The following is a 20,273-nucleotide window of genomic DNA, read 5'->3' as shown; positions in this document are numbered from 1 at the left end:
TGCAACTAGCTATGTAGATCAAAATCTAATTTCCTAACTGGGCGATCTGAGGATAATTGAACTAATTTAATTCTAATTCTAATTACTTATTTTGATATTAATACTTAAATCCTGCTTTTCGTCAGGAAGATTCAAGAATATTGAGCGATTTTGTTTGATGGGTAAGACTATTTTTTCTGTTATTTGTCTATGGCGATATTCAAGGGGTAAGCCATGGGGTTGAGGTTGAATGATTAATTGTGTGCCTTTTCTTTTCAAATATCCCCTAGTTTCTCCCCCTGCGCATTGTATTTCTTCCCCAATGGATAGGCTTTGATTGTTTTTGAGGTAAATAATTTGACTATTATATTCATCATTATCTAATAATATCTCTAATTTCCAGACATTTTTTAATGCTAAATAATACTTAATACTGTAAAAGCTGGCGCCCATAACCCCCAAGAAGGAAAGGAAAACAACGGTAAAAGGTAGCCATAACTGATTAAAAAGATAGGGATTGACTAAACAAGTTTGTTGACCACCTGGTGCGGGGGTACAAAATTCCTGCACGGTGGGTGCAATATCCACTACGGTTAATTGATAGTTGCCGATGGTGCGACTGTTACTAGTGAGGGGAAGGTTATCTAACCAGTTTTGACGGTTAATGCTTTCGGTGGTGGTAGCATCACGATAAGGACTATTAGCAGGGGTTTCTATCCACACATCAGAGGTAATACCGGGGTCAGTTTTTAATGGTGCATCGGTTAGCCATACCACTGATTGATGTTTGATGGCTTCTGTTTCACAAAGTCGATTTTGGTTGATTTGAGCTAGATTTTGATAAATGAAGTGTTCTGCTTTTTGTATGTCGGTATTACTTTCGTTTAAGTCGGCTTGAAGGGGGATTCTGTTTAAAATTGCTTCGATGCTTTCTTGACGATTACGAACTTTGATGGCTTCAGGAGGAGTTAGGGAGTTATTATCATTTCCAGGGTTAACTTCGGAGGAAAAAGGTACTATATAAACGGTATCTCCTGATTTAAGGCTATCGTCAATAATTTGTCTAAGACGCAATCTCCCTTCGTCATCTAAACTGACGCTTTCGGTTAAGTCAATAGCGAAAACTACATCTCTCCCTCGAAACCATGATACGATTTCTAAACCTTTTATTTGCCATTGTGTCAGGCTTTCACCGACGGTAATTTGAGAGCAACTATCTATCATTAATCTTTTGGTGGAGAATTAATCTCTTTTTACGATAACTCAATTTAAACTAATAAATTCGTCTAATTCTTGATAGTCAGGAAGTTGGACACCTACTATTTTACCTACCATTCTTGATTAAAGTGCGATCGCACAGTGTTTGATCCATTGCTTATCAGAAGAATATTTTATTTCACTTTCTTTTGATAACATTATAAGGGGCGTTATTTTGTCTGTTATGAGCATACATAATAATTGCAACCATAGACCATTACTCTACTAAAACCCCAAAAACAAAGCCCCACGATAAAAAATAAACGCCATCCCCCAAGCATAAACCAAAGAAAAAACAAGGGAAAATACCGTAAACCCCCATGACTTCGACTCCGCCTTTACTGTAGCAACCGTCGTTAAACAAGGAGTATAAAGTAAACAAAAAACACAGAAACTAATGGCACTACTAGGGGCGATGGTTAAAGCAAATTGAGCCGTTAACGCAGATGTACCCATACCGTAAATAGTAGCAAAAGAACCCACCACAATCTCCTTTGCAATAAAACCAAAAATTAAAGATAGAGTCAAAAAAGGATTGATGCCAATGGGTTCCATCACAGGAGATAAAAATAACCCCAATTGTCCGCCCCAAGTGTCCAAACCCGTGGCATTTTGAGGGAAATAAGTTAAAAACCACACTGCAACACAACCAATAACAATAAAATTGGTAGCACGACGCAAAAACTCCTTTACCTCGCCCCATCCCCTCAACAAAACCTGCTTAAAAGTCGGTAATCTGTAGGGGGGCAACTCAATAACAAAAGGCTCTTTACTCTTAAATTGTTCCGTTTTACTAAATACAAAAGCTACCAAAAAACTTGCCACAAAACTAAGAACATAGAGAAAAAACAAAACAAAAGGGCCTAAATTCATTGGAAAAATTGCCCCAATAATAAACACAAAAACCGCTAATCTAGCTGAACATAACGCAAAAGGAATAATCAACATTGACAACATGCGCATAGGGCGAGAACGAATAATTCTCGTACCCATCAAAGCAGGAACATTACAGCCAAACCCCATCATTTGCATTACAAATGCCCTACCGTCAAGCCCCATTTTTGCCATGAAAGCATCCATCAGATAAGCCGAGCGAGATAAATAACCGCTATCCTCCACCGCTGCCATCACAAAGAAGAAAATTACAATTAAAGGCACAAAAGATGCCACCGTTGCCACCCCAAGCCATACTCCATTGAGTAAAAAACTTTGAATGATGTCGGGGAATGGGTTAATAACAGGCTCGATGATTTGTTCACTTATCCAAGTCGTAGCCATGTCGATGACATCTTGGGATGGTAAACCTAAATACCAGATAAGAAAGAATACCCCCAACATAGAAGCAAAAAAGATAGGAATACCAAAAACAGGATGGAGTAAAATATTATCTAGCTTTTCAGTAAAAGTTCTAACTTCCTCCGAGGGCATCTTGACAGCCTCTAAAAAAATATCCATTCTTTCTTGATTATTAATAGGATTATCTTGGAAAAAGTTATTAATATTCTCTAATTGAAAAGACTCTTTTTTTTTTAAAATTACACTATTTATCTTGTTTAAAACAGGAGTAATTCCTTTGTTATATTTCGCACTAATTAAGAATATAGGAAGCCCTAATTTCTGTTCTAACTTTTCTTGATTTATTTCGATACCATAACGCTTTGCCTCATCTGCCATATTTAACACCACCATACAAGGCAACCCAAGGGCTTTTAATTGTAAAATAAGGTTTAACTGTCGATCTATCTGGGACGCATTGACAATCAACAACACTAAATCAATGGGAAAATCCGTTAAAAACTTCTGCACAATGGATTCATCCTCAGAAAAACCCTCTAAATCATAGATACCAGGTAAATCAACAATTTCCACTGTTTGTTCTTTAATGTCTATCTCTGCCTGTAACAAATCAACGGTAATACCAGGCCAATTGCCCACATAGGCATTCATCCCCGTAAGACGATTAAAAAAAGTAGATTTCCCAGTGTTGGGTTGCCCTATGAGGATAATTCTTTTTTGGGCATTCCCAGAAACAGTTTTAATCGCCGAGTGACAGGTTTCCATGGTTTTTTCTCGAGGTGTTGAGTATGAAAATTGAATTTCTTCCTTTATTAAAAAGGATTTGGGATGAATTATGCTATTTTAACCATAATCAAATCTGCTTCTATTCTACGAATGGCAATAACGGTGGTGATTCCCACTTGTACTTGTAAGGGTCCTTTAAACCAGAATTTACGCAGTATTTTAACGGACGTACCCGCCACCAACCCCATAGCTTGAAGTCTATTGACGAGCAATTTTCCGTGGTTTCCTGTAATGATATGATCAACGATCGCCCTTTGCTGGTAATTGAGAGAGGATAAAGGAACAAGATTCATAGAGAAGGAATAGGGATAAAAAAAGAGAGATGGAAAACCACCCCTCTATATTATTCTACAAATTAACTAAACTTCCCTTACCATTTTTTATAGGGTAAAAACTTACCACACATAACCACCTGAACACGATCGCCCTTAGGATCTTCAACTTTTTCCACATCGAGGGTAAAATCGATCGCACTCATGATACCATCCCCAAATTTTTCATGGATGACCTCCTTCATAGGCATCCCATACACCTGCATAATTTCATAAAAACGATAAATAAGAGGATCAGAAGGAATAACAGGATCTAAAGAACCCTTGAGAGGGGGAACAGTCAACTCCTGGGCCAACTCCGCAGGTAAACCCAAAGCCTCCACCAACTTTTTAGCCTCAGTCTCATCCGCGCTCGCCTGACGATAAATCACCGACGCAATCCAAACCTCATCCCGTCCTAAAAGTTTTTCCAACTCAGTAAAACTAACGCCCTTTGCCTTTTTAGCCGCCAATAATTTTTCAGTAATAGGTGCAATCATTTAATTTTCTCCTTATTTTTTGATTTGTATTTGTTGATTTGTATTTGTTGATTTGTAAATATGGTAATCCCAAACGATTTATGAATAACCGACCTTTAGTTCCCCCCTTATGAAGGGGGGCTAGGGGGGATCTGATTTCACAAAAGAGAGAGAATCACCATAGATACATAAATTGTTCCATTGATACTCCCCTCGCCCTTTGGGAGAGGGGCTGGGGGTGAGGGGATTTAATCCCTTTCCCATAGAAACTTGCGATCCGATTCATTAATAACAAAGTCATTGATACTAGCAAAACGATATTGCATTAAGCCATTGTCCGCAAATTCCCACATCTCATTACCATAGGCACGATACCACTGGTTAGATTGATCATGCCACTCATACTCAAACCGCACCGCAATGCGATTATCCGTAAAAGCCCACAACTCCTTGTGCAATCGGTAATCCAACTCCTTTGCCCACTTACGGTACAAAAAAGCCTTAATTTCCTCCCTCCCAGATAAAAACTCATCACGATTACGCCATTGAGAATCAATAGTATAAGCCATGACCACCTTTTCAGGATCTCTTGTATTCCAAGCATCCTCCGCCATCTTGACCTTTTGAGTTGCCGTTTCTAGGGTAAAAGGAGGAAAAGGGGGTTTAGATTCAGTCACCATGATTATTTATGATATTTAACAACTTGATTAAGCAACTCTAGCCTCTTCCACCGCACGGGTTTCTCGGTATAAATGCTCCTCCATCGCCACCTTCAAATCATGGTAAGCAGGGTGATCTTCCACCTCAAAACGATTACGAGGACGGGGAAAAGGCACATCCAACACCTGAGCAATTTCCGCCGCAGGGCCTTTGGTCATCATGATAATTTTGTCCGATAGTAACAAAGCCTCATCAATGCTATGGGTAATCATTATTACCGTCTTACGATGTTCCTCCCAAATCCGCTCAATTTCTTCCTGCAAAAAACCACGGGTGAGGGCATCTAACGCCCCAAAAGGTTCATCCATCAGCAAAATTTCAGGATTAATCGCCAAAGCTCTGGCAATTCCTACCCTTTGCCTCATTCCCCCCGATAGCTCATGGGGATGTTTTTTAGCTGCCCCTTCCAGGCTCACCAACTGTAAATGCTCCTTAACAATCCTGTTTAAATTAGTAGCAGACATTTTTGGGTAAACCGTTTCGAGGGCAAAGCGGATATTTTCTTCCACCGTCATCCAAGGCATGAGGGCATAATTTTGAAATACCATACCACGATCAGGCCCAGGTCCTGTGATAGGTTCTTTGTTCATCATTACCGATCCAGTGGTGGCAGAGGATAACCCCGCAATAATTGCCAGTAGAGTGGACTTACCACAGCCCGAGGGGCCAATGATACTGACAAAAGTATTGTATTCAATATTGAGATTGATATTTTCGAGGGCAACAAAGGTTTTTTTCTTGGTGCCAAATAGTCCTGTTTTTGTAGAGAATACCTTAGATACTCCCCTTAAACACACTTGGACACTATCAGGACTTTCGAGACAAGTTAAATATTCTGGTTGAGTTGATACAGTCATTATTAATTATTGTTTACCAAAGGAAACGAGTTTTTCAAGGAAGATAAAAATTTGGTCAAGGATTAAACCCACCAAACCGATGATGATGATAGCGACGATGATATTCGGTAAATAAAGGTTATTCCATTCACTCCAGATAAAGTAACCTAAGCCAGTACCTAAAAGCATTTCCGCTGCTACGATTACTAGCCAAGAAATACCCATACTGATCCTTAATCCCGAAATAATATTGGGCAGTGCCGCAGGAATAATCACCTTAAAGATAGTCCGCCAACGGGAAGCCCCTAAAGTTCTCGCCACATCCAGATAATCGGAGTTAACATTACTAACCCCAAAGGCTGTATTGACAAGGGTGGGCCAAATACTACTGATTAAGATGATAAAAATACCTGTTTTTTCGGAATCTCTGAATAAATATAGACCTAAAGGCAACCATGCCAAGGGAGATACAGGTTTAAGTAACTGTACATAAGGATTGAATGCCTTAGCGGCAATTTTGGAAATACCAATTAAAACTCCCAAGGGTACAGCAATGATAGAAGCCATAGTATAACCGATCGCCACGCGCCGTAAACTAATTAATAAGTTCCAACCGATACCTAAATCATTCGGACCATTATCAAAGAAAGGGTTAGTAATCCACCACCACAATTCTTTTAGAGTCAGAGAAGCAGTGGGCATTCCTTGGGAAAAAAGCTCCATATTTGCCCCAATTTCCCACAGGGATAGGAAGATGGTTAAGGAAATTAAAAATATTCCCAGCGCCCTTATGTTCTCGCTTTCTAGTAATTGTTTAAATTTATTTTCTTGGGTAATAGTCATTATTTTACAAATTTTGTTCTATTTCTCGCCAAACCAGAAAAGTCTTTGATCTCCCCCTAAACGCCCCAATTTTGGGGTAGTTAGACATTTTATGGCTGTAATACTAACGATTGAAAAAGCTATTACAATCACTAATTCTGTTCCCCCCTTATTAAGGGGCTAGGAGGGATCAGTTCTTAAAATTGGCATTAATTAATTTGTCCATTGAATTAAAATCCAAACTCATCAATTTGAGCCTGTATATACTCTTCTGGGTTTTGGGGATCAAATTCATCAAAGGCAAGGGTTTCCGTGCGATAAATATCGTCGGGGGGAGTTTGTCCTAATTCTTGAGCCAATTCCCTCGCTAAATCCGTTAGAAAGACCTCCTGCCCAATTTGGTCATAACCACCATCCGCTACTAATTCTGCTGCCTTACCATCCCCAGAAATATTCCAACGGACTAATTGAGAGGTAATCCAGTTAGCGAAACTCTGCCAAGGATAGGGATCGAAATCGATGCGATCGGGTATATTAAAGGTATTGCCTAAACCATCTTCAAAATTACCTGTTAACACCGCTTCCACCACTTCTACGGGTTGATTGAGAAAAGCTCTACCAGAGATTGCCTCGGCAATTTGTACCCTATTTTCCTGTACCCTAGCGTAATCTGTTGCCTCAATAATGGCTTTATTCAAAGCTCGGAAGGTATTAGGATTATCACTAATCCAAGTATCACTAGCGGCAAAGGCACAACAGGGATGACCATCCCAAATATCTTTAGTAAGTTTATAAATAAACCCTGCTCCTTCAAATACTGCCCTTTGGTTGAAGGGATCAGGCATCAAGAAACCATCAATATCCCCTGCTACTAACTGGGCAATACTATCTGGGGGGGGTACAGGGCGGATGGTAACATCTGTATCAGGGTTAATGCCCCCTGTGGCTAGGTAGTATCTAAGTAATAGATTGTGCATGGAGTAGGGGAAAGGTACACCTAATACAAAGCCCCTAAAGTCTGCGGGCCCATTTACATTACCCCGATGTTTTTCGGCAATGGTAATAGCCTGACCATTGATATTTTCAATACTAGCTAGTTTTACCCCAAAGGTAGCTGAACCTAATCCTAAAGTCATGGCGATGGGCATGGGGGCTAACATATGATATGCGTCTAGTTCCCCTGCGATCGCAGAATCCCGTACAGCACCCCAACTAGGCATTTTTACAACCTGAGTATTTAGACCGTATTTTTCATAGAAGCCTAAAGGCTCAGACATAATAATGGGGGTCGCACAGGTAATGGGAATAAAGCCCACCCGTAAATCAGTTTTTTCTAAGTCGGACACGTCTGCAGGGGGGGCATCGGGATCAACCACTGTATCACCACCACCATTCCCACAAGCATTTACAAGGGTGACAAGGGCAGCACCAATGGCAACGTTTTGCAAAAACTTACGGCGACTTATTTCACCATTACGGATGGCATCTCCAAAAAACTGTCCTGCTTTTGGTCCAAAGGCTGCTGAAAAGGCGTTATCTAGTCCTCCCGCTTGTTTTGCCAATTCCAAGATTAACTTTTCACGTTTGGGGCTACCTTTCCCCGCCATTTTCAAAAATAACTCTTTTCTTAATTCCGCAGAACTAAGGGCATCGGCAATTTCAAAGGTTTGGGGTTTATATACCCCCATTTTCGTCAAGTCACTAATCATGTCCAAAGGATCACTGGGCATACTTTGCATAAATTCCCAATGATCTTGACTGGCATGGAATTTACCACATTTGATACAGAGGTTTTCAACTCCTTTCCATTCATCTCTCTGAGATAAAACCGTTTTTGTTAATCCCATGTCTTTAATATGTATGAATATATGAACTGAATATGTGCATTAAACGGTTTTTTATTTGATGTCACTGTATTATTTGATACTTTTATCGTGTTTTTTAGCTCACTTGTTGCATTTTGCGAATATTTTAAACGCAACATAAGAATTACTTAATTTATTTATGTTTCATTTAATGTTAGGCAATAGCTTTACTTCAACTTGCTATAATTCATAAATATGTGTCTGTTTTTTATAGTTAAATGACCACCAAAAATCTATCATTCATCCGCCCAGATTTATTAAGTCTTAATGCTTATCACCCTACACCCATTGATGAGAGCCAAAATTTGGTTCGTTTAGATGCTAATGAAAGTCCTTTAAATTTACCTCCAGAAATTAAGGCAAAATTAGCTTCTATTTATGATCAAAAGGTTACTACCAATCGTTACCCTGATGGGGGTCATTTTAAACTTAAAAATTTAATTGCTGAATATGTCAATGAGACGGCAAATTTGGCAGGGGAGATTAAAACCAGTCATGTATCGGTGGGAAATGGTTCGGATGAAATTATTCGTTCTATTTTAATTGCTACCAGCCTTAATGGACAGGGTTCTATTTTGGTGGCGAATCCTACTTTTTCCATGTATGGTATTTTGGCGGAAACTTTGGGGATTCCTGTGATAAGGGTTAACCGTCATGAATCAGATTTTAGTATTAATTTAACGGAAGCGAGTGAAGCGATTAATAATCCAACTTCTGCCCCTGTTAAGGTGGTTTTTGTGGTACATCCTAATTCCCCTACCGCTAATGGTCTGACTCAAGGTGAGATTGATTGGTTAAAACAGTTACCTGATGATATTTTGGTGGTGGTAGATGAGGCTTATTATGAGTTTAGTGGACAAACTTTAGTGTCAGAAATTCTCGCTCATCCTAATTGGATGGTTACTCGGACTTTTTCTAAGGCTTTTAGGTTAGCGGCTCATCGGGTGGGATATGCGATCGCCCCTAGCCCTATTATTGATATATTAGAAAAAATTAGACTCCCCTACAATTTGCCTACCTTTGCTCAACTAGCCGCTGAAATTGCCCTCGAAAATAGAGATTTAATTTTACCTTCTGTTAAACAAATAATGGAAGAAAAAGAAAGGGTTTATAACCAATTAAAAACCAATGAAAAATTAAAAGTATGGCAAAGTGACTCTAATTTTATCTATTTAAGAGCAAAAGCTAATCCATCTCCAGAAAATCACAATGAGATTATGAATCAATTAAAAGCCAAAAATATTTTAATTAGACACACAGGGGGAGGGTTAAGAATTTCTATTGGCACCAAGGAAGAAAATGATCAATTATTATCTGCAATCACAAGAATAATTATGTAAATTGAGCGATGAGTAAATGCTTAAATCCTGATTGTCTAACGGAAAACTATCCCAGAGATGATACTTGTAAAAAATGTGGGTCAAAATTACTGCTCAAAAATCGTTATCGTGCCATTAGAGTCATTGGAGAGGGTGGATTTGGAAGGACTTTTTATGGCATAGATGAGAATGAGAGGGCAAATTCTCGTTGTGTGATAAAGCAGTTTTTACCCCAAGCCCAAGGTACGAGTAATAAGAAAAAAGCGAAGGCTCTTTTTGCCCAAGAAGCAAGGCAATTGGAAAAGTTAGGTACCCATGCCCAAATACCGAAGTTTATTGATTATTTTAGCCAGAATAATCATCAGTATTTATTACAGGAATTTATTGATGGGGATAATTTGGCTCAGGAGTTAGCTTCTGAGGGGGTTTTTAATGAAAAAAAAATTACAGATTTATTGTTAAAAATTTTACCTGTTTTAAAGTTTATCCATGAAAATCAGGTGATTCATCGAGATATAAAGCCAGAAAATATTATCCGTCGTCGCAGGGATAGTCAACTGTTTTTGGTGGATTTTGGTGCGTCTAAGGTGGCTCAAAATGCGGATTTGGGGTTGACAGGTACGGTTATTGGCTCGGCTCAATATTGCGCCCCTGAGCAGACTTTTGGCAAGGCAAGTTATTGTAGTGATTTGTATAGTTTGGGGGTGACTTGTCTTTATTTACTGACGGGGGTTAAGCCTTTTGATTTGTTTGATACGAGGGAGGGGCAATGGGTATGGCGAGATTATTTACTGTGCAATCCTATTAAAAATGATTTGGCGGTGGTGTTGGATAGGTTGGTGGAGGGGGCTAGTAATAAACGTTATCAATGGGCTGATGAGGTGCTGGAGGCTTTACAACAAGAGTTTGAGGGGAATAATTCTTTTTCGTCAGAAGTTCAATCTTCCCTTGATTTGCATTACAGACGAGGTAATCATTTTTTAAATAGCGGGGATTATAAAAGGGCGTTAAGTTGTTTTGATAGGGTGATGGAAATTGATCCTAGTTATGGTTTTGTTTGTCAGAAAAGGGAGTTTGCGTCGGTGCAGTGGGCGAAGGTAAATCTTGAGAAGAATACATCTTGGAGGGTTAATAGGGTTAATTTTTGGGTTTTTAGTGCGATCGCCCTTAGTGGTTTTATTTTCAGTTTTGTTACGGTTATAAACCCTAATTTTTCTAGTAGTAGGGGATTAGTTGCCATATTTTCGAGAACATCGGAAACATCCCCTTCCCAATATTATGAGCGGGGAAATAAAGCCTATGGGGAAAAGAATTATGCGCTTGCTATTACCTATTATGATTTAGCCATTAGGGGTGATGGTACTTATGTTGATGCTTATAATAATCTCGGTAATTCTTATTATAGTTTAGGTAAATACCAAGAGGCGATCGCCCATTATCTTCAAGCCATAACCCTTAATCCTCAATATGTTAACGGTTATTATAACCTCGGAAATGTATATCGAGCCATGGGGGAGGAAAGGAAAGCCATTATTCAATATGATATGGCCATTGAAATCGATCCAAGTTACAAAAATGCCCACTACAATCGAGGTATTGCAAATTATAATTTAGGTAATCATCCAGAAGCTATCGAAGATAATACTAAGGTTTTAGCCATAGAAAATAATGACGTTTCCGCCCTCATCAATCGGGGTAACTCTTACTTTATTCTCAAAGATTATCCCCAAGCCATGGCAGACTATCAACAAGTTATCGTCCTAAAACCAGATTATCAAATCGCTTATTACAATCGGGGTAATGTCCATCGAGTTCAAAAAAACTATCAAAGGGCGATCGCAGATTATCAAAAATCCATTGACTTAAACCCCAATCATTTAGACTCCCATAATAATATGGCCCTGTCCTACGAAAAAATAGGTAATATTGATAAAGCCATAGAAGGGTATCAAAGGGCGATCGTACTTAATCCTAAATATCAACTAGCCATAGACAATCTCCATCGCCTACAAAACCCCTAATCATCATTTTGAATCTCATCATTCGGTAAAGACACAGAAAAACCCTCTAGGTGAAATTTAACCTGACTTTGAATTTCCTTATTCAACCAACTATTAAACAACTCATCCATTAACCTTCTCGCCATATTAACATCCAATTGAGCAGGAATATATTTCTCTAACCTCAAAATTACCACCCATTCACCAATTCTCACGGGGGCTAAAACTTTTCCCGGTTGGGCGCTTATCAAAAGTCGAGCAATTTGGGGATGAGGCACCGTCAACTCCACAGGGCCCACAACTCCCCCAGTCTCGGCTTCTGGCCCTTGGGTAAACTCTCTGGCAAGGGTAGCAAAATCTTGTCCATCATCTTGGATTCTAAAAAATAATTCTTGGGCTTGTCCTACATTTTTAGTTCTAATCAAAGAATAAATAATTTTATCTAGCTCTCTTTTTCTTTTTAAATAATATGATTCCAATTGAGGTTTAAACGTTTCTTCTTTAAATTTATCTAGTTTAATTCCCCGCAAAACTCTTTTTTCTAACTGCTCAAAGGTTAAATAATTTCTCTCTAACCATACTTTTAATTGCTGTTTATCATTGGGGGCAATTTTCATTTGGTTGAAAAACTGTTGATAGGCCATATTCTTTTCCTCTAGGGTACACTCAATATGGGCGATCGCACCATCTAAAATAATTTCAGTGGCTAAAGGAATAACAATTTGTTTTTCGGCTAAAAGAGAAAAAACATTTTCTTCCGTTATTTTATAATCACTAATTTCAATGTAAGAACCCATCACAATTTTTTCAACTAATTTACCCCTATTAATATTACAATAACTTGACCTTTTTTCACCCTTTGATTGCTTATTTATACGATGATCACAAGGCTTTGAATAGTATAATAACTAACCATCTCCATAATTTTACCTTCCTGACTTTAAATTTATTCTTTACCACACAGCAGGATTTAATTGATAATATTGCCTTAATTGTTCATATAATAAAGGATGATTTACCGCCATTAATTTTCCTTTGATAAAAAAAGTTTCCGTAGCCACCGCAAAAAATTCTACAGGATTAGTCGCTCCATATTTATCAATAATTGTAGGCTCTTGCACTTGGGTTGATAAACATAATTTTTGATACTCCATTTTAAAAATATTTTGCCAAATTAAAGTAGCTTCCAAATTCTTAAGTCGAGGAGTACCTGTAGCGTTACCAAATTCTTGGTCTAATTGATGACTAAATTCATGTAATACCACGTTTCCCCGTGCATTAGGGGATTGTGACTCTAATTGAACATCTGCCCATGAAAGTAAAATATCCCCATCTTTACCCGATTTATGACCAACGGATGATTGACCTAAGAGTAAATGATTTTCTGAGGAATTTTTACGATGTTTCTTTTGGATAATACCGGGATATATGTAAATATATTTAAGGTAAGGAAAATAGTTACTTCTATTAGGATGTAAAAAATTAGGATTATTTTCTATTAATAATAAACAGGCTTGGGAGGCAATGGTTAATTTCATTTCATCTGTTACTTCTACCCCATCTTTACCTATAAAATCTTTTTCAGCGATGAATATTTTTATATAATTTTGTAATTGTTGTTTATATTTATTGGGCAATTTTTGGTATAAGTAAACATTTTGATCGAGAAAAGTAAGCCAATTTTTATTGATAGGGGAAGAGTAAATTAATTTTCTTTTTTTATTAGTGTTTAAGGCTAAGATAACATAGGAAAAAGCCATTATTAATAAAATAACTATAATTAAATAAATATCGGTCATTCTTTTTAAATATTTTATTTGACGGTAGGGCGACTAATAAAAAATTATCCTCCATAACATTTATCTTATCCATCTGCCTTTAAAATTGGTTTGTGGTAAAGTTATTCATTTTCTCAACATTAAATTATTATGACTACGGAAAATCTTAAAACAATTATTATCGGTGCAGGGGCATGGGGTACAAGTTTATGTTTTTTACTTAACCATGCGGGTTTTGAGTGCGAAGTGTGGAGTCGTCGCTCAGAAAAATCCTTGGAGGAAGTGGTAAAAGATGCGGATGTAATTATCTCGGCAATCTCCATGAAGGGGGTTGTGGCGGTTAGTCAGCAACTTAAGGAAATCGGTTTAAAAGACAACGCTATTATTGTTACCGCTACTAAGGGTTTAGATTTTGAAACTACCCTCACTCCTTCCCAAATTTGGCAAACTACATTTCCTAACCATGCGGTAATCGTGTTGTCAGGACCAAATCTTTCTAAGGAGATAAAAAAAGGTTTACCTGCGGCTACGGTTTTGGCTAGTAATGATACCGAGGCGGCGGAGTTGGTACAAAGTATGTTCGGTTCAGATATTTTTAGGGTATATGTTAATAATGACCCCATTGGGACTGAATTGGGCGGTACGTTAAAAAATGTAATGGCGATCGCCTCTGGGGTGTGTGATGGGTTAAACTTAGGTACAAACGCAAAAGCTGCCCTTTTAACGAGAGCATTACCAGAAATGATTAGGGTAGGGACTCATCTAGGGGCATCGGTGGAAACATTTTTCGGTTTATCAGGTTTAGGAGACTTACTAGCCACCTGTGACAGCCCCTTATCCCGTAACTATCAAGTGGGTATGGGATTATCCCAAGGCAAGGACTTAGATGATATTTTAGAGCATTTAGAAGGCACCGCCGAAGGAGTAAACACCGCCAACGTATTAATAAAACTAGCCCACAAAGAAAAAATCCCTGTACCCATTTCCTATCAGGTTTATTTACTCTTAAAAGGTAAAGTTTCCGCCGTGGAAGCTGTAGAAAATCTTATGGCAAGGGAATTAAAAGAAGAATTCTGGTATTTAGAATTTTAATCTAACTTAAGGGGGTAACAACCCCTTTTCCCTGAAAATAAATCGAGATGACAGGATTTGAACCTGCGGCATCCTGCTCCCAAAGCAGGCGCGCTACCAAGCTGCGCTACATCTCGTTAGGCAAGTTTTTGCCACCATACACAAGTTTAACTTAATTAAGATGTTTTGACAAGGAAGGGAAATAATTGAGAATTGAGAATAAAACTTTTAATGTTGCTTATTTTGGGTCTGAAAAATCATTAAACTACAGCAAATATATAATAATAGAACTATTATTACCATTGCCCATTGCCTAACTAAACCAAAATTAGACCTTAATTCACCAAACCCAAACTTTTAAGGTACAAATACTCTCATCAAAGCCCAAGTTATTTTTTACTTTGAATTAATCCCTCTGTCATGGTGGCTAATTTTTCTAATTCACTTTGTAATTCATTTACTTTAGTTTGATATTTTTTCTTTCTAATTAAAGCCTCCCTTGCCAAATCTTCACGGTTATTTTGTAAGGCTTTATAAGCTACTTTTTGCCATATATCAACTTCCTTGAGGGCTTCTTTATATTCAGGTTGTATTCTATCCCATGCCACTCGAATATCATTTAAGGCACTATTGATAATATTTTCGGTATTATTATTACTAACATCTTTAAAGGCTGTTTTCAGGGGATCAAAAAGATTAAAAGTATTTAGTTTATTGATAGTGGGAATAAAGTCTTGTACTTGCTTACTTTCGTTGATTCCTGTTTTGCACCAAGTGGCAAAATGTTCGCAGTTATTAAATAATAAGTTATATTTATTTTCCCCAAGACGACTAAATGCCCTTTCTAATACGATGTCGGGGATGAAGGAAAAACCCCGAGGGTATTGACGGATATAAACCCGATTACCTTTACTAAAGGTATCAAAGGAAGTTTTTTCTATGATTTCGCTAGGTTTACGATAGTGGATGATGTTGCCGTCTCCCGTGTCGATGCCGTGGTGTTGATATACGCCGTCGAGGTTGGCAAATTTACGCCACACATATAATTGATCACCTTTTGCCATTTTCTCTTTAAAATACTCTGTGAAACTGGGAATCGTCTTTCATTTTATCGGTAGTTGACGGAAACCATGGCACTATTATTTTTTAATGATGTATCTAGCGCTTCGAGGATTTGGATTAATTCTGTGGCAAATTCCCCCGTAGATATTTTTGGTTGCTGATTGGTTTTGATGGCGGATAGGAAGCGATCGCCCATTAGTGCTAAGGTATTGAAGGGTGTAAAATCAATTTTTTTAGTGGAATAACCATCTACCACCATGGGCAAGGTATCCTGATGAATATTTGCCCGATGAAGGGTTAAAGGTGATTGGGACATCATTTCATCGAAAACTAAACTACCCTTTTCCCCCACCATGGTTAATTTTCTTTGCTTATCGGCATTTAACCAACTAACATGAATGGTTGCCACAAAACCAGAAGGATAAAACAACTTTAACCACGCCACATCCATTAAATTATGGCTGAGAAAATTTTGCCCTTGGGCTGACACTTGGAAAGGTTTTTCCCCCAAAACATAATTAAAAATGGAAATATCATGGATGGCTAAATCCCAGATAACATTAACATCCCCTCGAATGGCATCGGCATGGGTGCGGGAAGCATAACCATATTTTAATTTTCCTATATCTCCCTGATTAATCCGATTATTTAACTCTTCAATTAAAGGATTAAATAAATATGTATGATCAACAAATAAAACTAAGTTCTTGTTATTAGCTAATTCAGTAATTTTACTAGCTTCAATAGAGTTAATTGTTAGGGGTTTTTCCGCTAATATATGATAATCATTCTTTAAAAAATAGTCTATTAATTTATAATGAGAAGTAGCTGGAGTGGTTATTATAACTGCATCTAGTTGTTTTATATTAGTAATTTTTTGCTCATTAGTTAACAGTTGAACTGTATGAGGAATATTATATTTTTCTTGGATAAAATCTAATCTTGTAGGACTATTATCACAAATTACTCTTAAACTAACATCAGGATGATTAAGAAAAATTTTGACAAAATGACTACCCCAACGTCCTGCACCTAAAATGGCAATGTTGATCATAAAACTTTCTTAACTTTTGTTATTTTTGGGGAAAAACTTTGATTAACAAGGGGTTTAAACCCCTTGCCCGAAAGGATCATTATAAATTTAGATGCTGGTTAATTCTTTTTCCTTAACAGCTAAAAGCTCATCAATTTTAGTAGTAAACATATCAGTCACTTTTTGAATTTCATCCTGTAAATCACGGGATTCATCTTCAGAAATATCACTATTTTTTTCTTGTTTTCTTACCTTATCGATGGCATCTCGGCGGTGGTTACGCACAGAAACTTTACCATCTTCAGCATACTTCCCAGCAAGTTTAACAAATTCTTGGCGACGTTCGGCAGTCAGGGGGGGGATGTTGAGACGAATTACTTGCCCATCGTTGTTGGGGGTTAATCCAATGTCGGAAAGGGAAATGGCTTTTTCGATTTGACTCATACTACCACGGTCAAAGGGTTGAATTAAAATGGTGGTGGCATCGGGGGTGCTAATACCTGCCAAAGTTTTTAGGGAAGTATCGGCGCCATAGTAATCGATCATGATTTTATCGAGTAAACTGGCGTTTGCCCTACCTGTGCGGATGGTATTAAAGTCTTGTTGTGTCCTCTCGACACTTTTTTGCATGTTAGCTTTTAGATCATCAATTAACGTCATAAGAACCTCCTATAATTGTACCTATGGGTTCACCTTTTATTGCTCGAATGATATTACCACGTTCGGCAAGGTTGAATACCACAATGGGGATATTGTTTTCTTTGCAAAGGGCGATCGCCGTTCCGTCCATAACTCTCAAATCTTCGGTCAAAACATGGGTATAGTTTAAACTTTTATAAAGACGAGCATTAGGATTAGTAACAGGGTCGCTATCATAGACACCATCTACTTTAGTGGCTTTAAAAATTACTTGAGCGTCAATTTCTGCCGCCCGTAGCGCCGCTGTGGTATCGGTGGTAAAAAAGGGATTTCCTGAACCTGCCCCAAATATAACGACTCTGCCTACTTCTAGGTGACGGATGGCACGTCTGCGAATATAGGGTTCGGCTACTTCCTGCATGGCGATCGCAGTTTGAACTCTAGTAGGAATATCCATTCTTTCTAAAGCATCTTGTAATGTCATGGCATTCATCACGGTGGCAATCATACCAACATAATCAGCGGTTGCCCTATCCATCCCCGCCGCCGATGCCTTTACACCCCTAAAAATATTACCTCCACCAACGACAATGGCCACTTCCACTTTTTCTCGGACAACCTGTGCAATGTCTTCAGCAATATCGGCAACTACCTTGGGATCTATACCATAACCCAAATTACCCATTAATGCTTCACCGCTTAACTTCAGTAAAACTCGTTGGTAAATCATTTTCTAGTCGTGCCTTTTTTTCTGTTTGATTATTTTCTTTCGTTAAGATAGCAGTTTTTGTGCCTTTAGAGCAATCAAGCAATGGATAATGGATAATTGATAATTGATAATGGATAATTGATAATAAAGAGTAATCACCCTATCACCTTGTCTCCTATTACTCATTCATCGCTCTAACAATGCCATAGGCATCCACACTGAGATATTTCAGGGCTGCTTGTTGAATATCATCCACCGTCAGAGAGCGTAAATTATCCGTATAACTAAAAGCTAAATCTAAACTACCTAACTGAGAATAATAATAACCATAAAGATTGGCGCGATCGCCCGGTTTCTCACTCTGAAAAATAAACTGATTCGCCACAAGATTACAAACCCTTTTTAGTTCAACCTCAGACACCCCATTATCCTGAATATCCTTAACATGACCAAGAATCTCCGTCTCCACCCTATCCAAATTATCCTTATCCAACTGACTAGCAATATAAAAAACCCCCTGCACCTGATGATTCATATTACTAGCCCCAATGCCCTTCACCAACCTTTTATCCTCCCGTAGATTGCGGAATAAACGGGATAACTTACCCTGCCCCAAAATCATCGCCAAAACATCCAAAGCGAGGGTATCATGGAAACTCATTAACCCCGGCACACGCCACATCATAATCATCCTCGACTGTTGCAACGCAGAATCCCGATAATCTTCCCTCACAACCTCCGTAAAAGGTAACTCTGCCATCATCTCAGGCTTAAAACCTTTTTCTCCTGCCAGTGAAAAATCTGCCATGGCATCGGCGACAATGGCCGTTAAATCTTCAACAGGTAAATTACCCACCGCATTCACCGTCATGGAAGTCGGTTGATACCAACAGCGATGAAAATCATACATTTCCTGTCTTGTCAAAGGCTCAATAATTTCTTCCGTACCCAAAATAGGTCGAGAGTAGGGTAAATTAGGAAAACAAATCTTCATAGCCTTCTCAAAAACTAAACGGCGAGGATTATCATTTGCCCGACGAATTTCCTCTAAAACCACCAACTTTTCTCTGGTAAACTCAGACTCAGGCAAACTACAATTTAAGACCAAATCTAATTGTAAAGGGGCTAAATGGGCAAAATCTTGGGGAGAAGAAGTGACATAAAAATGGGTATATTCATGACTCGTAGCCGCATTTGTCACCGCCCCCCTTGCTTCTACAACCCTTTCAAATTCTCCGCAAAGGAGTTTCTGACTTCCTTTAAAGATCATGTGTTCTAAAAAGTGAGCCATACCGTTGATATTATTACTTTCCACCGCTGAACCAACATTAAACCAGACATTAAAATTAACCGCCTCTACGGGCATTTGTTCGGCGATAATAGTTAACCCATTGGATAGTGTAGTGATGGTGGGTGTTTTATGGAGAGTTGGTTTAACTGCGGTTAGGCTCATTAGTGGTATTTTACATTTATACTTACTTTCCCATTCTAGTCCATTGTACTAAAAGGCAAAAGGCTAAATAACCACAAAAAAACCGCCCCTGATGGAGACGGTTTCTACTTTTTTGATCAAAAATCAATTTAAAGCCAAATTAACCCAACTCACGGGAAGTAAACTTCTCAATGGTTGCTTGACTTTCATAGACAAAATTATGATTACTATCCTTAGTCTTGTTCATGCTGGGAAGAAGATTTCGAGATTGGAGGCTCATGTGTAGCTGTAAATGGGCAACATAATCACTTACATCTTCTTTGGGAGAAGGATGGGGAATATTGGCGTTTAAGTTCATTGTTTCCTGCTGAATAATATGGCTATGATTAGTCAACCCTATCATTTTTTACTGGGTCAGTCAAGGTTCGTTTAAGATACTTAACTTGGTTGAGATTTTAAAATTTTTTCAATAATTTGATAATTAGCATCGGGAAAATCAAAGTTAGTCAATTCCTCTGGTTTTATCCACCTAATCTCGGCACATTCAAGGGTTTGAGGTTCTCCTGCGATGATACGGGCATAATATACCATTAAAGTAAGGGAAAGGTGAGGATAATCATGTTTAATGTTGATTAAATGTTTTCCTACTTCAATATCAACCCCTAACTCCTCTTTTATTTCTCTGACGATACATTCTTGGGCATTTTCTCCCTCTTCAAGTTTCCCCCCCGGAAATTCCCATTTATTTGCCATGGTGCCTTTGTTTCTTCTTTTGTCAATGAGAATCAACCCTTCGTCATTAACAATTACGGCTGTACCGATTCTGAGGTAGGGTAAATTAGACATGGGGAGTTACAAATATTAAGATAAAGTAAAAGA

At 38.2% G+C, this 20,273-nt stretch carries 20 protein-coding genes and 1 tRNA gene; 3 read left to right on the top strand and 18 right to left on the bottom strand.

Translation table 11 applies throughout. The features are described from left to right. Nucleotides 1-78 precede the first annotated feature (78 nt). The 8 genes from ACXITR_RS09505 to ACXITR_RS09470 form a co-directional block, all read right to left on the bottom strand. Nucleotides 79-1,203 (bottom strand): VWA domain-containing protein, encoded by a 1,125-nt coding sequence (locus ACXITR_RS09505; protein WP_457996990.1) that lies wholly within the window; start codon nt 1,201-1,203, stop codon nt 79-81. Nucleotides 1,204-1,461: 258 nt separating this feature from the next. Beyond that, nucleotides 1,462-3,297, bottom strand: a complete 1,836-nt coding sequence (gene feoB, locus ACXITR_RS09500) for a ferrous iron transport protein B (protein ID WP_457996989.1) — start codon at nt 3,295-3,297, stop codon at nt 1,462-1,464. A gap of 68 nt (nt 3,298-3,365) precedes the next feature. Then, on the bottom strand, nt 3,366-3,611 hold the full coding sequence (locus ACXITR_RS09495; protein WP_457996988.1) for a FeoA family protein: 246 nt from the start codon (nt 3,609-3,611) through the stop codon (nt 3,366-3,368). 77 nt (nt 3,612-3,688) lie between these two features. Beyond that, entirely contained in the window at nt 3,689-4,129 is a 441-nt protein-coding gene (cynS, locus tag ACXITR_RS09490) for a cyanase (RefSeq protein ID WP_457996987.1), read from the bottom strand. Nucleotides 4,130-4,356: 227 nt separating this feature from the next. After that, nucleotides 4,357-4,788, bottom strand: coding sequence for a nuclear transport factor 2 family protein (locus ACXITR_RS09485; protein WP_457996986.1), 432 nt, complete (start codon nt 4,786-4,788; stop codon nt 4,357-4,359). A 27-nt stretch (nt 4,789-4,815) separates the two neighbouring features. Continuing rightward, nucleotides 4,816-5,685 carry an ABC transporter ATP-binding protein gene (locus ACXITR_RS09480; RefSeq protein ID WP_457996985.1) on the bottom strand — a complete coding sequence of 290 codons (870 nt, stop codon included), beginning with the start codon at nt 5,683-5,685 and terminating at the stop codon, nt 4,816-4,818. Between the two features lie 6 nt (nt 5,686-5,691). After that, on the bottom strand, nt 5,692-6,507 hold the full coding sequence (ntrB, locus tag ACXITR_RS09475; protein WP_457996984.1) for a nitrate ABC transporter permease: 816 nt from the start codon (nt 6,505-6,507) through the stop codon (nt 5,692-5,694). A gap of 209 nt (nt 6,508-6,716) precedes the next feature. Next, a complete protein-coding gene (locus ACXITR_RS09470) occupies nt 6,717-8,333 on the bottom strand; it encodes a CmpA/NrtA family ABC transporter substrate-binding protein (protein WP_457996983.1) in 1,617 nt (538 codons plus the stop codon). A gap of 236 nt (nt 8,334-8,569) precedes the next feature. Between ACXITR_RS09470 and ACXITR_RS09465 the strand changes: the two genes are divergently transcribed. Next, entirely contained in the window at nt 8,570-9,691 is a 1,122-nt protein-coding gene (locus ACXITR_RS09465; protein WP_457996982.1) for a histidinol-phosphate transaminase, read from the top strand. Between the two features lie 8 nt (nt 9,692-9,699). Then, nucleotides 9,700-11,691: a tetratricopeptide repeat protein gene (locus ACXITR_RS09460; RefSeq protein WP_457996981.1), complete on the top strand. Its 1,992-nt coding sequence runs from the start codon at nt 9,700-9,702 to the stop codon at nt 11,689-11,691. Here ACXITR_RS09460 and ACXITR_RS09455 read toward each other — a convergent pair. Together ACXITR_RS09455 and ACXITR_RS09450 are read right to left on the bottom strand one after the other, a co-directional pair. Continuing rightward, on the bottom strand, nt 11,688-12,467 hold the full coding sequence (locus ACXITR_RS09455; RefSeq protein WP_457996980.1) for a peptidylprolyl isomerase: 780 nt from the start codon (nt 12,465-12,467) through the stop codon (nt 11,688-11,690). The two genes, ACXITR_RS09460 and ACXITR_RS09455, sit on opposite strands and share 4 nt — an antisense overlap. 156 nt (nt 12,468-12,623) lie before the next feature. Continuing rightward, entirely contained in the window at nt 12,624-13,469 is an 846-nt protein-coding gene (locus ACXITR_RS09450; protein WP_457996979.1) for a M90 family metallopeptidase, read from the bottom strand. A gap of 129 nt (nt 13,470-13,598) precedes the next feature. Here ACXITR_RS09450 and ACXITR_RS09445 point away from each other — a divergent pair, with 129 nt between their 5' ends. Next, nucleotides 13,599-14,540 carry an NAD(P)H-dependent glycerol-3-phosphate dehydrogenase gene (locus tag ACXITR_RS09445; protein ID WP_457996978.1) on the top strand — a complete coding sequence of 314 codons (942 nt, stop codon included), beginning with the start codon at nt 13,599-13,601 and terminating at the stop codon, nt 14,538-14,540. Nucleotides 14,541-14,582: 42 nt separating this feature from the next. On the opposite strand, the gene ACXITR_RS09440 is transcribed toward ACXITR_RS09445, so the two are convergent. From ACXITR_RS09440 to mutT, 8 genes are all read right to left on the bottom strand, one after another. Further along, nucleotides 14,583-14,656: transfer RNA gene (locus ACXITR_RS09440), tRNA-Pro, on the bottom strand. Nucleotides 14,657-14,908: 252 nt separating this feature from the next. Continuing rightward, nucleotides 14,909-15,583: a lecithin retinol acyltransferase family protein gene (locus ACXITR_RS09435; protein ID WP_457996977.1), complete on the bottom strand. Its 675-nt coding sequence runs from the start codon at nt 15,581-15,583 to the stop codon at nt 14,909-14,911. A 44-nt stretch (nt 15,584-15,627) separates the two neighbouring features. After that, on the bottom strand, nt 15,628-16,635 hold the full coding sequence (locus ACXITR_RS09430; RefSeq protein WP_457996976.1) for a Gfo/Idh/MocA family protein: 1,008 nt from the start codon (nt 16,633-16,635) through the stop codon (nt 15,628-15,630). A gap of 87 nt (nt 16,636-16,722) precedes the next feature. Next, a complete protein-coding gene (gene frr, locus ACXITR_RS09425; protein WP_457996975.1) occupies nt 16,723-17,274 on the bottom strand; it encodes a ribosome recycling factor in 552 nt (183 codons plus the stop codon). Next, nucleotides 17,261-17,983, bottom strand: coding sequence for a UMP kinase (gene pyrH / locus ACXITR_RS09420; RefSeq protein ID WP_457996974.1), 723 nt, complete (start codon nt 17,981-17,983; stop codon nt 17,261-17,263). The genes frr and pyrH overlap by 14 nt, the downstream gene beginning before the upstream one ends. Before the next feature lie 157 nt (nt 17,984-18,140). Further along, entirely contained in the window at nt 18,141-19,415 is a 1,275-nt protein-coding gene (locus tag ACXITR_RS09415) for a M16 family metallopeptidase (RefSeq protein ID WP_457996973.1), read from the bottom strand. Nucleotides 19,416-19,554: 139 nt separating this feature from the next. Further along, nucleotides 19,555-19,752 carry a hypothetical protein gene (locus ACXITR_RS09410; protein ID WP_457996972.1) on the bottom strand — a complete coding sequence of 66 codons (198 nt, stop codon included), beginning with the start codon at nt 19,750-19,752 and terminating at the stop codon, nt 19,555-19,557. Between the two features lie 80 nt (nt 19,753-19,832). Continuing rightward, the gene (gene mutT / locus ACXITR_RS09405; protein WP_457996971.1) at nt 19,833-20,240 is read right to left on the bottom strand and encodes an 8-oxo-dGTP diphosphatase MutT; all 408 of its coding nucleotides are present in this window, start codon (nt 20,238-20,240) and stop codon (nt 19,833-19,835) included. Nucleotides 20,241-20,273 lie beyond the last annotated feature (33 nt).

Source organism: Cyanobacterium sp. (assembly GCF_054166785.1).
The sequence above is the reverse complement of the archived record's forward strand: the minus strand, read 5'-3'. Positions and strand labels throughout refer to the sequence as shown.